This is a genomic window from Nitrosomonas communis, from assembly GCF_001007935.1.
Taxonomy (GTDB): domain Bacteria; phylum Pseudomonadota; class Gammaproteobacteria; order Burkholderiales; family Nitrosomonadaceae; genus Nitrosomonas; species Nitrosomonas communis.
In genome coordinates this window covers 3,343,833-3,358,987 of the sequence record NZ_CP011451.1, presented here as the reverse complement: position 1 = coordinate 3,358,987, position 15,155 = coordinate 3,343,833, and the positions used below count along the sequence as shown (strand labels likewise).

The window sequence follows — 15,155 nt, the reverse complement described above, 5'->3', positions numbered from 1 at the left end:
GATATCTCATCGCAAGATTGGCCCTTATGTGCGTGCTTATGTGTCTTTTGCCAAGGAGCATTATCGGCCTCATTTGCAACCTACAGTTAGATTTGTTCTGTGGAAAGGGGCTGTCTATGTAGATTTGCAAGAGTCTTGCCGAACGAAGGATTGAATTTGCAGGCATCTTCAAAAGAAACTGCTGGTATCCACGCTATCATCAAGTGACTTCTACCAAATACATCTTCAATTTTCACTTTTACTTTAACTTGGCCATTTTGAATACTTGGGAAACAGCCACCCCAACTATCAGCTTGCTCGAAATACACAACACCACTCGTCGCGCTGCCAACTTCGAGGTATGTCTTATTCTCTACTGGAGAAAGATTGTTTCTCTGTATCAGAAACGGATAAACCTTGATACTTTTACCAATGCGAACTTGGAAGTCCTCCAAGGCAATGGCCTGATCTGTTAGCCAGAACCAGCCTAGCGTGTTTCGCATCCATAGGCTACTGAAAGGCCGTAGATGCCAGTGATAACCTACTGAAATTCTCTCGATCCTAGACGCTGATGAGCTAACATTCGCAATAGATAGATAAAGAACTATTCCCGTTCGGTGCACTTCATAGTCTCTGTGGCTCTTTCCTGTGAGATAAGTACAACAGTAAGTCGGCCCGTCAATCAGATTGATTTTAAATTTCGGTTTCCGGCGCAAAGCCGAAAATATTCCACTAACCCACCCTAGAAGAAGGGTAAAGACGAATATCAGTAAGCCAAGAACACCTTGATTATTATTTAACCAATCCGCAGCTGACTGATACGTGACAAATATATCCATAGGCTCCAATAAATAGCGTTCATCCGACAACTTCTCAAGCTCGCACTTATCCACAAGCCTTATTTGGTGGTAGATAAAGACTCTTTGTTAGATAGCATAGCGTTACGATCTGCTAACTGAGTATTCTTATGATGTATTGATAACATAAGAACAGTGTAGTGAAAGCGAGAATCTGTTTTGCCAGCTTACTAACGACGACTTCTGGTTTTTGGCAATGGTTTGTTCGAGGAACGATATGCCCAAAACAGCATTCCGATACCTGCAGCGATCATCGGCAGTGACAGCCATTGCCCCATGCTAACACCCCAGGTTAATATCCCCATGAAGCCATCATCAGGTTCGCGGAAAAATTCTGCAAACGAGCGGAATACACCATACCCAATCAAAAACATACCGGAGACAGCCCCTACTGGTCGTGGTTTGCTGGAATAAATCCACAGCAAAATGAACAGCGCAATCCCTTCCAAAGCAAATTCATACAGTTGAGAAGGATGACGCGGCAGATTGTCGACATGGGGGAAAATTATGCCCCAGGGAACGTCTGTGGGGCGTCCCCATAATTCACCATTGATAAAGTTGCCGATGCGGCCTGCTCCCAACCCAAGCGGCACCAGCGGTGCAATAAAATCAGTTACTGCCAGCCAAGGTAATTTGTGCTTATGTGCTAGCAGCGCCATCGCCAAGATGACACCGATAAAGCCGCCATGGAATGACATGCCGCCTTGCCAGATTGCAAATATTTCCAAGGGATGCTGTAAGTAATAACTGAATTGGTAAAACAGAATGTGTCCGAGCCTCCCTCCCAGAATGACTCCCAACACGCCATAGAAGAGCGCATCATCGAGTAGGGTAGGGGTAATAACTGATTGTGGATTGTGTTTGATTCGATAACGGCCCAGCACAATAAAGAGAAAGAAACCTATCAGATACATTAGGCCGTACCAGTGGATGGAAAGCGGACCAACGGAGATTGCGACCGGATTGAACTGAGGATGGATAAGCATAGGTTACAAGCTGATTTACGGTAAAATATGTATTATACGGTAACTAAGCCTGCCGCAGCAGTGTGCAACTGCTTAATCAATTAGATCGCATTTTTGGTTTTTCAGGAGAAATCATGCCAGACAATAAACGCAGTCAAGCCATCACTCAAGGAGCAAAACGTTCACCCAACCGCGCCATGTTGCGGGCAGTGGGTTTTGCCGATGGCGACTTTGATAAACCCATCGTTGGTGTTGCCAATGGATTTTCGACGATTACGCCCTGCAATATGGGGCTCAATGAATTGTCTCTCAGCGCTGAGCGTGCCTTGAGAAAGGCCGGGGCAATGCCGCAAATGTTTGGCACGATTACGATTTCCGATGGTATTTCCATGGGAACCGAAGGCATGAAATATTCACTGGTATCACGCGAAGTGATCGCTGATTCCATTGAAACGGCGGTACAGGGTGAAAGCATGGATGGCGTGATTGCGATCGGGGGTTGCGACAAGAACATGCCGGGCGCCTTGATTGCGCTGGCGCGAATGAATGTGCCCGCTATTTTTGTTTATGGCGGCACCATCAAACCGGGCCATTACCAAGGGCGCGATCTGACCATCGTGAGCGCGTTCGAAGCCGTGGGGCAGTATACTGCCCATAAAATCGATGAGAAGGAATTACTGGAAGTAGAGCGGCATGCCTGTCCCGGCGCGGGTGCCTGTGGTGGCATGTATACCGCCAATACCATGTCGTCGGCCATCGAAGTCATGGGAATGAGCTTGCCTTATTCATCCACTATGGCGGCGGAAGATGAGGAAAAACTAATCAGTGCCGCACGTTCTGCAGAAGTTTTGGTCAACGCCATCAAAAAGCAGATTTGTCCACGCGATCTGATTACACGTAAATCTATGGAAAATGCGATTTCGGTGGTGATGGCAGTAGGTGGATCAACTAATGCGGTACTTCATCTGTTGGCGATAGCGCATGCTGCTGATGTAGACCTGAGTATTGATGATTTCGAAACAATACGCGCAAGAGTGCCCGTATTGTGTGATTTGAAACCCTCTGGACGCTATGTAACCACAGATTTACATCATGCCGGAGGCATTCCTCAAGTCATGAAGATGTTATTGGTGCATGGGCTGTTGCATGGTGACTGCATGACGATCAGTGGTGAAACGATAGCAGAAATATTACGTGATGTGCCGGAGAAACCACGCACGGATCAGGATATCATCAGGCAATGGGAAAATCCTATGTATGCACAAGGTCATCTGGCGATCCTTAAAGGCAATCTGTCACCGGAAGGATCAGTCGCCAAAATTACCGGCGTAAAAAATCCAAAAATTACGGGACCTGCGCGTGTATTCGAGTCTGAGGAAGCGTGCATGAATGCCATCCTTGCCCAGGAAATTCGGCCAGGAGATGTCGTGGTAATCCGCTATGAAGGTCCAAAAGGTGGGCCGGGTATGCGGGAAATGTTATCGCCCACGTCAGCGCTGATCGGGGAAGGGTTAGGGGATTCGGTTGGGCTGATCACTGATGGAAGATTCTCCGGCGGAACCTATGGCATGGTGGTGGGCCATGTGGCACCGGAAGCCTTTGTGGGGGGAACCATTGCGTTGGTGCGGGAGGGAGATTCAATTACGATTGATGCGAACCAGCGTTTGTTGCAACTTAATGTTTCTGAAGATGAGCTCGCACGACGCCGTGCAGCATGGCAACCGCGTGAGCCGCGTTATCAACGCGGTGTGCTGGCAAAATATGCCAAACTGGTATCGACTGCCAGCCGCGGAGCAATTACCGATTAGCGGAATGACGCAGATAGTGCGGAAACGCAGTTTTCGCCAAAAATTGCAAGAAACTCCAAACGCAAGATGGACGGAACATAGTGACGAGAGAAGGAACGAAGTAAGTTTCGATCAATCAAATTTTCAGCGGAGTGACCTATTAAATAGATAAAAATAGGTAAGGCGAGTCCCGCCCAATACCGCGATTGGAGTGCGTAATAAATTTATTTATAGCTTCTCCACCAGGATTGGTATGACTCATCCTAAGAATGCATGATTGAATCATTTATTGACCAATGCTATGTCCAACCATCTGGCAGGTGAAACCAGCCCTTATCTGTTGCAACATGCGGATAATCCGGTAGATTGGTACCCATGGGGAGAGACAGCGCTCGCACTGGCGCGTACTCAAGATAAGCCCATTTTACTTTCTATCGGTTATTCCGCCTGCCATTGGTGCCATGTGATGGCCCGCGAATCATTCGAGGATCACGAAGTCGCTGCAGCGATGAATAAATACTTTATTAATATTAAAGTAGATCGTGAGGAGCGTCCTGACCTCGACCAAATATATCAGACGGCGCATTACATCCTTAACCATCGCCATGGTGGCTGGCCATTGACGATATTTCTTACGCCAGAACAGAAGCCCTTTTTTGGAGGTACTTATTTTCCTAAAGAGCCTCGTTATAACCTGCCTGGTTTTCTTGAGTTACTGCCAAAAATTGCTGAGCTATATCGTACGCGCAGAGAAGATATTGAACAGCAAAATAGCGCGCTACTGGCAATGCTTGCTGAGACTTTACCTGCAACAACTACCGATATTTCTGCATCTTCCTGCCATCTTATCGAGCAGGCAAGTGCCCAGCTGCTAGAAAACTTTGATCAAGCGCATGGGGGCTTTGGTGCTGCGCCAAAATTTTTTCATCCTGCAGAGTTGAAATTCTGCCTGCAGTGGTATTTTTCTGAAGAGGATAAGCAAGCCTGGCATATCGCAGCTTATACTTTGGAGAAAATGGCTAATGGGGGTGTTTACGATCAATTAGGAGGAGGGTTTTTTCGTTATAGTACCGATCAGTACTGGCGTATTCCCCATTTTGAAAAGATGCTGTATGACAATGGACTCCTGTTACAGCTCTATGCCGACGCCTGGCTTGCAACCCATTATTCCCTGTTTAAACGGATTGCCCATGAGACAGTTGGCTGGTTAATGCGTGAGATGCAATCCGGGCCCAAGGAAGAAGGCTATTTTGCGAGCTTAGATGCAGATTCGGAACATGAAGAAGGAAAATTTTACGTCTGGGATAAAGATGAAATCGAGCTTGTCTTGACAGCTGATGAGTATGCTGTCATCGCCCCTTACTTTGGTCTTTCACGCCCTCCCAATTTTGAAAATAAATATTGGCATCTCGAAATCATGCAAGCCATTGCAGCTATAGCCAGCGATAGGGGAATAAGTCAAGAGGAAGTGCAACAATGGATTGAAACGGCGCGGCGCAAACTTTTCAGTAAACGGGAGCAACGTGTTCACCCTGGTCGTGATGAAAAAATTCTGACTAGCTGGAATGGTTTGATGATCAAGGGCATGGCGCGAGCAGGCAGGATTTTTGAGGAGAGCGAATGGATAAAATCCGCCATGTTGGCGGTAGATTTTATCGGCACCACCCTCTGGAAAAATAATCGGCTACTCGCCACCTTCAAGGATGGCAAGGCGCGCCACAATGCTTATCTCGATGATTACGCCTTTTTGCTAGATGGTCTGCTGGAGCTCATGCAAGCCGAATTTCGTCAGTCTGATCTGGAGTTGGCTAGAGCATTGGCAGAGGTATTACTGGATCAGTTCGAAGATAAGCAGTTAGGTGGATTCTTTTTTACGAGTCGCGATCATGAAAAGCTCATTCATCGACCCAAAGCAGGTCAGGACAATGCCATTCCATCTGGCAATGGTGTGGCAGCGATATCGCTTCAACGACTTGGTTATTTGCTCGGGGAATATCGTTATTTGCAATCAGCTGAACATACACTTAAATTGTTTTATCCTGAAATACAGCGACATCCTAGTGCTTACTGTAGTTTATTGCTTGCATTGAAAGAATGGCTGACACCACCACAAATTGTTATCTTGCGTGGAAAAGGCGCTCTCCTCAGTGAGTGGCATCGCGCACTGACATTGCATGCGCCAGCTGCCATTGTGCTGGCATTACCGATAGAGCTGGCTGGATTACCGCAAAGTTTGAACAAAGCCTTGCCTGTAGATCAAAGTGTCAATGCCTGGGTTTGTCAAGGTGAGACATGCTTGCCCGAAATCAAAAACTTACAGGAATTGCTGCAAGCCTGCAAAGTTAAGGGTAGAATGATATTCCCTTTATAATTCAAATAAGGAAAAAATAAGATGAGAAAAGTGTTGTTAGGTGTAATGGCAGCATCTGCTGCATTATGGATTGGCAGTGCACAAGCAGATGCTGAATTAGCAAAAAGCAGTGGTTGCCTAAACTGCCATAATGTTGATACTAAATTGGTTGGCCCGTCACTTAAAGATGTTGCTGCGAAATATGCAGGTCAAGCTGATGCAGCTGATTACTTGGCAGGAAAAATTAAAAATGGTAGTAATGGAGTATGGGGGACCATTCCAATGCCACCTAACGCCAATGTAAGCGATGAAAACGCTAAAAAGCTAGCAGAATTCATTTTGACGCTTAAGTAATACGAATCTTGGAGGGAAGGTCGATGCGCGTTCAAGGCACATCGACCTATTATTTTTCTGCCTTGATAAAACGTTTCTTCTCATCCTGGGGGTTTAAGATTAGTTAACTTCTTTCGAGAATTTACTGGATACTTTCTGGTGTTGCCTTGATCCTACTACGCTTAATTGTCAAAAATCTGATATAGGTTATTAATATCGATCGACTATGTTTTCTTATATGCTCTAGGACAGAAAGCCGCTGCGATAACTTTGCGGGATAAATTGTAACAAAGCGGACAGCGGCGCGATCCGAGCATAAATGAAATTTTACCAGCTCCTGAGTTTTATCCTGCGGAAGAATATCACCAGCGTTATTTAAAAAACATGGGGTGCATTAAAATAGTTTTAATGGAAATTATTTTGTCAAAATGTAGGAGAAATTCAATATAATTATGATATGAGTAGCTTATTTATCATCAGTGCTCCTTCAGGGGCTGGTAAGACCAGCTTGATTAAAGCATTACTTCAGACTCGTATGGGTTTGAGCCTATCGATTTCTCACACCACTCGCCAACCCCGTCCTAATGAGATAAATGGGCAAGATTACTTTTTTATTGATCGGGATATTTTTAATCAAATGTTGGAGCGAGGGGAATTCCTTGAAAGTGCAGAAGTTTATGGAAATTTATATGGCACCTCACATCATTGGGTTAAGGAAACCATGGCGTCAGGTCAAGATGTTTTGATGGAGATTGATTGTCAGGGCACGCAACAGGTACGACAAATTTTTCCTGAAGCAGTCAGCATTTTTATTTTGCCTCCTTCTCTAGAATCGTTAAAAGCTCGCCTGCAACAGCGTGGGCAAGATGATCCAGTAGCTATTGCGCGACGTTTAAAAGCAGTTCGGGAAGAAGTAGGTCAAGTGAACAAATTTGATTATGCTGTGGTCAATAATGAATTGGATAAAGCACTCAAAGATATTTGTTGTATTATTCGGGCAGAACGCCTCAGAATGATGCATCAGCTGGTCAAACAGCATACACTATTAGCACAATTTGCCTAAATAATATTGATTGAGTAAATTTTTTAAATAAAAAAGGAATGAATGATGGCTCGTATCACTGTTGATGACTGTTTAAAAATGATTCCCAATCGCTTTGATATGACAATGGCTGCGACTGCACGCGCAAGGCAGATAGCAATTGGTTCTACGCCGATGGTCGATGCTGCTCGAGATAAACCTACTGTCATTGCGCTACGTGAATTGGCTAAAGGGAAGGTAGGGCTTGAAATTCTTAATACCATACGTTAAAAGATAACGGTAACAAGATTAAGCTGTAACAGAAAAAATTGAAGTAATCTACTATATTGTAAGTAACAGATTCCCTGGCGATAGAACGGTAGCATTATCAAATTATTCATTAAGTATTTTATTTCATTTCCCCTATCTTGCATAATACAGAATTCGCTATAAATTCAGTGATATTCTGGATATATGATGCTGATTATTATCTCCATCGAATCGATCAGGAATATTTATTGTTCTAATATTGTCGTTGCAAACATAGAATTTATCCTACTATTTGTAAATAAAGTTGAATTAGCTACCGCAAAAAATTGGGAAACGCTTATATGTCAGAGCTTTCATTGTCGAACTCTCATGTAATAATGCCTGAAGCTGAGTCATTATTTTTTGAGGTATCGAAATATTTTAAGCCTGAAGAACTAGCTTTACTCAAAGGTTCGTATTTTTTTAGTCAAGGTGCCCATTCTGGGCAATTCCGTATAACTGGGGAACCTTATATTTCTCATCCTGTGGCGGTTGCTCATATCCTCAGTGAGCTCCATCTAGATGTCATCACGCTTGCTGCTGCATTATTACATGATGTGGTTGAAGATACGACTATCTCCAAGGAAGAAATCAGTGAAAGATTCGGCCTATCAGTGGCAGAGCTAGTAGATGGTGTCTCAAAATTAAAGAAGATTGAATTCCAGACCAAAGCTGATGCTCAAGCTGAAAATTTCCGCAAGATGTTATTAGCTATGGCGCAGGATGTAAGGGTTATCCTTATTAAACTGGCTGACCGCTTACACAATATGCGTACGCTGGAAGTTTTGCGTCCTGACAAGCAGCGTCGCATCGCACGGGAAACTTTGGAGATATATGCCCCTATTGCTCATCGGTTGGGTTTGAATAGCATTTACCAGGAATTGCTGGAACTTGGTTTTCGTTATTTCTACCCTAATCGTTACAAAGTACTGGTAAAAGCGACTAAAGCAGCTCGTGGCAATCGTCGCGAAATAGTGGGTAAAATCCTGGATGCGATAAAAAACCGACTTAAAGATGCAGGGATAGATGCAATAGTAACTGGAAGGGAGAAGCATCTTTATAGCATCTATAAAAAAATGAGTGAGAAGCATCTGAGCTTCTCGGAAGTACTGGATATTTATGGTTTTCGTGTGCTGGTGAAGGATATTGCTTCATGTTATTTAGCATTAGGCGCCTTACATAGTTTATATAAACCCATTCCTGGTAAATTTAAGGATTATATTGCGATTCCTAAGCTTAACGGCTATCAATCGCTGCATAATACTTTGCTGGGGCCTTATGGATTACCAATAGAAATACAAATCCGAACCTATGAGATGCATCGGATTGCTGAAATGGGTGTAGCTTCCCATTGGCTCTATAAAAGCAATGGTGCAGAGGTAAATGAGCTACATCTAAAAACCAATCAATGGTTAAAAAGCTTGCTGGAAACATTAAGCGATTCTTCCGATTCAATTGAGTTTCTGGAGCACCTCAAGGTCGATCTGTTTCCTGGTGAAGTCTATGTGTTTACGCCACAAGGAAAAATACTTGAGTTACCAAGAGGTTCTACCGCAGTGGATTTTGCTTATGCGATACATACCGATGTGGGTAATTGTTGTGTTGCAGCTAAAATTAACGGGGAAAATATACCCTTGCGCACTGAATTAATGAATGGTGATCGTGTTGAAATTATAACTGCGCCCTATGCTAACCCTAATCCTGCTTGGCTCTCTTATGTTGCTACCGCACGGGCGCGTTCAAGTATACGTTATTTTCTTAGAAACATTCAATATGAAGAGTCAGTAAAGTTAGGTGAGCGTTTACTCAATCAAGCTCTACTCTCATTTGGGGTCAACCCTGATGCTATTACTGACATACAATGGGAAAGACTTGTCAAGGACAGTGGTGCCAAGTCAAAGAAAGCCTTACTCGCCGATATTACCTTAGGCAAACAACTGTCGGCCGTCATTGCTAAACGTTTGGTCGTACCTGGAGAAACCATATCTGAAGTCACTAATGCTAGTAATCCTGTTGTGATTCTCGGAACGGAGGGTATGACAGTGCAGTTTGCGCGGTGCTGCTATCCCCTTCCTGGGGATACTATCGTTGGGCTGATTAAAAAAGATCAGGGATTAGTGATTCATGTGCATGATTGCCCTGTTGTGATGAGAATTCAGAAAAAATCTGAGAATGTATTGGATGTAGCGTGGGGCAAAGAGATCGCCAGAACTTTTGAAGTAGGCATTAACATGACAGCGGTCAATCAACGTGGTGTGCTTGCTCGAATTGCTGCAGAAATTGCCAGAGCAGATTCGAATATCGATGATGTCACTATGGAAAGTGATAAGGATTACACCACGATGCAATTCATTCTGCAGGCGAGAAATCGTCAGCATCTTGCTCAAATCATGCGAGGGTTGAGGCATATTGACGAAGTTGTGAAACTCGGTCGAGCGAAGAATTAGGCGTTTTTTATTATTTTAAAAGCTCAGTAGGTAACCATGATATGGTCTAATAGACCCGGACACTCCAGTTAAGAGAAAATAGTCTTAATTGGAGGATGAAATGGAACCTAGGAAACACTATACAAAGGAATTCAAGCTGGATGCAATCAGCTTGGTACTGGATCAGGGATTAACGATAGCAGAAGCTGCCAGAAACCTGGAAATCAGGGCTAACATGCTTGGGCGATGGATCAGGGAAAGCCAGGCGGATACTAATGGTCAGGCATTCCGCGGTAATGGGAAACTGACACCGGAGCAGGAAGAAATCCGGCGGCTTAAACTAGAAAACAAGCAATTAAAGCTTGAGCGGCAAATACTAAAGGAGGCGGCGGTCTTTTTCGCGAAAGAAACGAAGTGAAGTATTCGTTCATCACCCAAAAGAAAAAGACCTACCCGGTCGGCCTCATGTGCCGGCTATTGGGTGTCAGTCGCAGTGCTTGACTCATGACTATGAACAACGCTGCTGCAATTGCCCGGATGATCTACACCACAGGCAACTACTTAATGCTGTGCAGAATATTGCAAAATCATGCGATTATACCTATGGCAGTCGCAGGATGAAGCGAGCGCTAAGTGCCTTGGGCTATCGGGTTGGTCGCTGGAAGGCGAGAAGACTAATGCAAGAAGCCGGGATACAAGTGAAACACCGGAAGAAATACAAGGTGACGACGGACAGCAATCACCCGTTGCCAGTGTTTGAGAACCAATTGAATCGGCAATTTACGGTTGCCAGACCGGATCAAGTCTATGTTTGCGACATTACCTGCATTTGGACTCAGGAAGGCTGGCTGTATCTGGCGATTGTTATCGATTTGTTCTCCCGAAAGGTGGTGGGCTGGAGTATGAGCTCACGGATGAAAGCAACACTGGTTTGTGATGCATTACGAATGGCGATCTGGCTACGCCGGCCACCGCCTGGCCTGATCGTGCATTCGGATCGTGGGTCGCAGTATGCTAGTAAAGCATACCGCAATCTACTGAAAGCATACGGTTTTATTGGCAGCATGAGTCGTCTGGGAAATTGTTGGGATAATGCGGTTGCGGAAAGTTTCTTTGGCAGCCTCAAGCAGGAACGCTGCCAATGGCGGCATTACCAAACCCGCCATGCAGCACAGCAGGATATTTTGCAGTATATCGCCGTGTTTTATAACAACCAAAGACTGCATTCATACCTGGATTACAAAAGTCCGAATCAATATGAAGCAGAAGCAGCAGAATCGATAAAAGCAGCTTAACTGAGGTGTCCGATTTTACTTGACCACGTCACCATTCTATAATGATGTTTGGGATAATTTAACCTCTAAAAATCAGTTGGGCGGGGTAGAGGGGGAGTAATCTAAATGTAAAATAAGGTATGATGAGGCCCGTAGGATCACTTCCTGTAATTCTATTTATAAATCAAAACTGACTTTGTCGGCTTCATCTTGCCGGATTATAGATGCTGTCTGCGGTTTACCTTCGCGTTATGTTTGTTTTGTAAGAGGGAATGGCGAAGAGCAAGACCGCATTTGTAGCTGGTGCAATATAGGATGTGTCTTATAGCGGCCTTAATATTCTGGTGAGTAAGAAAATTTCAAAAGCCTATATAAATCACATCGATTCAATTTTTCCATAAAATAGTAAACGAGATGCTTTTAGGTTTAATTCGAGGCTCGCTCTTTTCGCGCTTTATCGATTAATTCATTCAATACCTGAATCGTGTCGCGCGGTGTGCCGCTCATTTTTCCACTCGTGATATATTTTCCTTCCACTACTAAAGCTGGTACACCGGTTAATTTATATTGCCTTATCATTTGTGAAACCTTGGCAACCTGGTTTTGAACGGAAAATGAATTATACGCATTGATAAATTTTGCGCGCTCAATTCCTTGTTTCTCAATCCGATCAAATAGTACGGCTTCTTTTGATAAATCAATTTTGTCACGATGAATCGCTTTATACACCTTATCGTGAAGTTCTTTTGTAATACCTAACGCTTCCATTGCATAAAAAGTTTTGGCTGCAGGCGTCCAATTAGCACGGAAAATTGCGGGAACATATCGAAATTTTACATCCTTGGGCGCATTTTTGCGCCAATTATCGATATGTGGATGTAATTCATAGCAATGTGGGCAACCGTACCAGAAAAACTCAATGACCTCAATGCTTCGTTGATCTTCGGTTGGCTGAGGAGTTGCGAGAACAATATAATCGCGCCCTTCAATGATTTCTGCCTGCGCAAACAATATTCCTGAGAGATTAAGAGTAATGAAGACTAGGAAAAATTTAAATAATTTATTCATATTTTATTGTGCTCTTCTATAAATTGTTTAGCTAACGATTATCCAATCATAAAATTTACTGAATCATGATGGCTATGGCGTTTTCTTAGGAACTCTGACAAAGCTGGCTTCTATTCCATTTTCATGTAATGAGCTTCGTATTTGATCAATCTCGGTGATTTTTGCATAAGGACCTATACGTACCCTATATCGTGTGCCTTTATCAGAAGATTCTGCTGTTTGAACAGAAGCAATGACGCCGAGTAATGCCAGTTCTGCTTTCATTCTTTCCGCATCACCTGGATTCTTGTACGAACCAATCTGTAGGAAATAATCACTTGCCGAACCTGCGTCATTTGTTACGGCAGGTAGTGATTGCCGCTTCCCTTGATTGAAGGGTTCTTCGGCTGAAGGCTCATCTATACCTGGAAGTATATTATAGAAATCAAAACGAGGCTTGTTTGCACTGGCCTGCTCAGTTTCCTTGTGAGTACTACTATTTTGTGAATTTTTGGCAATACTTTCCTGAGGCTTAGTTTTGGCTGATTTTTCTTCAGTTAGGAACGGGCTTGGAGCTTGATTGATGAGTGCCCATACGCCTATTGCGCTTGCTATACCAAGTGCATATCCGATAAAGAGTCCTAGAATAAGTGAACCACTGCTTTTCGCGGTTGCCATACCCTTGGATTTGTAGTCTCTGCTCATGAAAATTCCTATACTATATATGATTTCTATTACATTTTGCTGGGAGCGGTTACGCCTAATAATTTCAACCCATTTGCCAGAGCCTGCTTAATCGCTGCAATTAATGCTAGTCTCGCCAATTTAACAGATTCTTCTAACACGAGAAAACGAGTCGAATTATAATAACTATGGAATTCGCTAGCTAATTCTTTAAGATAAAAGGCAATCAGGTGAGGAGCGCGTTCCCTTCCTGCTGCTTCGACTATATCCGGGTAATCGATCAATTTTTGTAGAAGCATCAGCTCTGGCTGGCTCGTCAACAAATCGGTATCCACAGTCGAGAGTGTGGTTTCATTTTCTCCCCATTGAGTTAGTACACTATTGATGCGTGCATGAGCATATTGAACGTAATATACCGGATTATCAGTGGATTGTGATTTTGCAAGATCCAAGTCAAAGTCTAAATGTTGATCGCTTTTACGTAATACATAAAAGAATCGCGCCGCATCATTGCCAACTTCTTGGCGTAATTCCCGTAGTGAAACAAATTCTCCAGAACGGGTAGACATAGAAACTTTTTTTCCATTCCGATAGAGCACAGCAAATTGAACCAAAGCAATCTCAAGTTTGTCGGGATCAAGAGCCAATGCTTCGATTGCGCCTTTTACTCGTGCGATATAACCATGATGATCTGCTCCCCACACATTGATGATATGGGCAAAATGGCGTTCAAATTTGTTAAGATGATAGGCTATATCGGAAGCAAAATAAGTGTATTGCCCATTTTCGCGTTGTACTACCCGATCTTTTTCATCCCCAAAATAAGTAGAGCGAAACCAAGTAGCCCCGTCTTGCTTATACAAAGTATGTTTTTCATCGAGTAATTGAATGGCACGTGCTACTATGCCGCTATCAAATAGCGACTGTTCTGAAAACCAGGTGTCAAACTCCACGCCAAACTCCATTAAATCATTGCGACAATCACCCAATTGTTCAGTCAGCACAAAATTGTGAATATAAACGTAATCTTCTCCTAATGTCTGTTTTGCGATAGCAATCAACTTGTCTAAATGCTCATCAGCATCAAGTCTTGTTTCAATTTGGGTGAGTTCCTGCAGAATCGAATTAGCTTGGGATACATAGCGATTATCATGCGCCTCATGAATTAGCTTGGCCATGTCGGCCACATATTTGCCCTGATAAGCATTTTCCGGGAAAGGGAAGGTATACCCGCAGAGCTCAAGGTAACGTAGCCAGGTTGAGAGTGCTAATATATCCATCTGTCTACCCGCATCATTCACATAATACTCTCGAGTGACAGAATAACCATTAGCCACCATAATGTTTGTCAGGCTGGCACCATAGGCTGCACCACGGCCATGCCCAACATGTAGAGGCCCAGTAGGATTGGCAGAAACAAACTCAATTTGAATTTTTTCCCCTTTTCCTGAATTATTATGGCCAAATTTATCGCCCTGTAATAACACACCGGATAAAAACTGCTGTTTTGCTGAAATTTTCAAGAAGAGATTGATGAATCCATTGCCGGCAATTTCAGCTTTTTCTAAATAAGGTGAATCAGGTAATGCACCAATGAGTGCTGTTGCGATTTCACGTGGGTTTTTGTGCAAATACCTGCTTAATTGCATTGCCAGATTACTGGAATAATCGCCATGATTAGCTTGCTTGGGACGTGCTAATTCAATATTAATTTCATAATTTTGAGGAAGAATCTTTTGGGTAGCCAGAAGCAGTAATTGGGAAAGATGGATTTTATAATTACATTGAGTTGATACTGTCATAATAAGAAAATCAATTTAATAAGGCGCTATTATAACGAGGAAGAGATAAGCTAAGTCTATCGTATAAGTGGTTGATGCCCTAGGCACAGTCACTATTATATTTAAGGGTACCTCTAAAAATTCATATTTGCGAGCATCCGCTTCGGGGATAGCCTGCTTACCCCGTCTCGCCACCATACTTCGTGGTTTACAAAAAAAATGTTTTAAATGTTTTCTTACCTATCAGTTATAGGCTGCGTCAACATTTTTTGTTCTCGCCTTGTCTTGTTTAGAATTTTGAATTTCTAGAGGCGCCCATAATTTGCTTGTCTCGTATTTTCT

Annotated in this window: 11 protein-coding genes and 2 pseudogenes; 8 read left to right on the top strand and 5 right to left on the bottom strand. The window is 43.4% G+C overall.

Annotation, left to right across the window (positions count from 1 at the left end):
* Nucleotides 1-86 precede the first annotated feature (86 nt).
* Nucleotides 87-482 carry a hypothetical protein gene (locus AAW31_RS22285; RefSeq protein WP_200899646.1) on the bottom strand — a complete coding sequence of 132 codons (396 nt, stop codon included), beginning with the start codon at nucleotides 480-482 and terminating at the stop codon, nucleotides 87-89.
* A 524-nt stretch (nucleotides 483-1,006) separates the two neighbouring features.
* Nucleotides 1,007-1,822 carry a prolipoprotein diacylglyceryl transferase gene (gene lgt, locus AAW31_RS15095; protein ID WP_046850863.1) on the bottom strand — a complete coding sequence of 272 codons (816 nt, stop codon included), beginning with the start codon at nucleotides 1,820-1,822 and terminating at the stop codon, nucleotides 1,007-1,009.
* 113 nt (nucleotides 1,823-1,935) lie between these two features.
* Here lgt and ilvD point away from each other — a divergent pair, with 113 nt between their 5' ends.
* The 8 genes and pseudogenes from ilvD to AAW31_RS15055 all read left to right on the top strand — a co-directional run bounded on the left by ilvD (nucleotide 1,936) and on the right by AAW31_RS15055 (nucleotide 11,322).
* Nucleotides 1,936-3,609 carry a dihydroxy-acid dehydratase gene (gene ilvD, locus AAW31_RS15090; RefSeq protein ID WP_046851844.1) on the top strand — a complete coding sequence of 558 codons (1,674 nt, stop codon included), beginning with the start codon at nucleotides 1,936-1,938 and terminating at the stop codon, nucleotides 3,607-3,609.
* Between the two features lie 256 nt (nucleotides 3,610-3,865).
* On the top strand, nucleotides 3,866-5,959 hold the full coding sequence (locus tag AAW31_RS15085; RefSeq protein WP_309567363.1) for a thioredoxin domain-containing protein: 2,094 nt from the start codon (nucleotides 3,866-3,868) through the stop codon (nucleotides 5,957-5,959).
* Between the two features lie 21 nt (nucleotides 5,960-5,980).
* Nucleotides 5,981-6,292, top strand: a complete 312-nt coding sequence (locus tag AAW31_RS15080; RefSeq protein ID WP_046850862.1) for a c-type cytochrome — start codon at nucleotides 5,981-5,983, stop codon at nucleotides 6,290-6,292.
* 291 nt (nucleotides 6,293-6,583) lie between these two features.
* Nucleotides 6,584-6,721: pseudogene (locus AAW31_RS23780) on the top strand (hypothetical protein); the annotation flags it as partial.
* A 7-nt stretch (nucleotides 6,722-6,728) separates the two neighbouring features.
* Entirely contained in the window at nucleotides 6,729-7,334 is a 606-nt protein-coding gene (gmk, locus tag AAW31_RS15075; protein ID WP_046850861.1) for a guanylate kinase, read from the top strand.
* Between the two features lie 45 nt (nucleotides 7,335-7,379).
* Complete coding sequence (gene rpoZ, locus AAW31_RS15070) at nucleotides 7,380-7,583, top strand: DNA-directed RNA polymerase subunit omega (RefSeq protein WP_046850860.1); 204 nt, start codon at nucleotides 7,380-7,382, stop codon at nucleotides 7,581-7,583.
* 356 nt (nucleotides 7,584-7,939) lie between these two features.
* Entirely contained in the window at nucleotides 7,940-10,048 is a 2,109-nt protein-coding gene (locus tag AAW31_RS15065) for a RelA/SpoT family protein (protein WP_046850859.1), read from the top strand.
* A gap of 100 nt (nucleotides 10,049-10,148) precedes the next feature.
* Nucleotides 10,149-11,322 (top strand): annotated as a pseudogene (locus AAW31_RS15055) (IS3 family transposase).
* Nucleotides 11,323-11,727: 405 nt separating this feature from the next.
* Here AAW31_RS15055 and AAW31_RS15050 read toward each other — a convergent pair.
* The 3 genes from AAW31_RS15050 to argS form a co-directional block, all read right to left on the bottom strand.
* Nucleotides 11,728-12,369, bottom strand: a complete 642-nt coding sequence (locus AAW31_RS15050) for a thiol:disulfide interchange protein DsbA/DsbL (RefSeq protein ID WP_046850858.1) — start codon at nucleotides 12,367-12,369, stop codon at nucleotides 11,728-11,730.
* 72 nt (nucleotides 12,370-12,441) lie between these two features.
* Nucleotides 12,442-13,053 (bottom strand): SPOR domain-containing protein, encoded by a 612-nt coding sequence (locus AAW31_RS15045; RefSeq protein ID WP_046850857.1) that lies wholly within the window; start codon nucleotides 13,051-13,053, stop codon nucleotides 12,442-12,444.
* A gap of 29 nt (nucleotides 13,054-13,082) precedes the next feature.
* Nucleotides 13,083-14,834, bottom strand: a complete 1,752-nt coding sequence (argS, locus tag AAW31_RS15040; RefSeq protein WP_046850856.1) for an arginine--tRNA ligase — start codon at nucleotides 14,832-14,834, stop codon at nucleotides 13,083-13,085.
* Nucleotides 14,835-15,155: the final 321 nt, after the last annotated feature.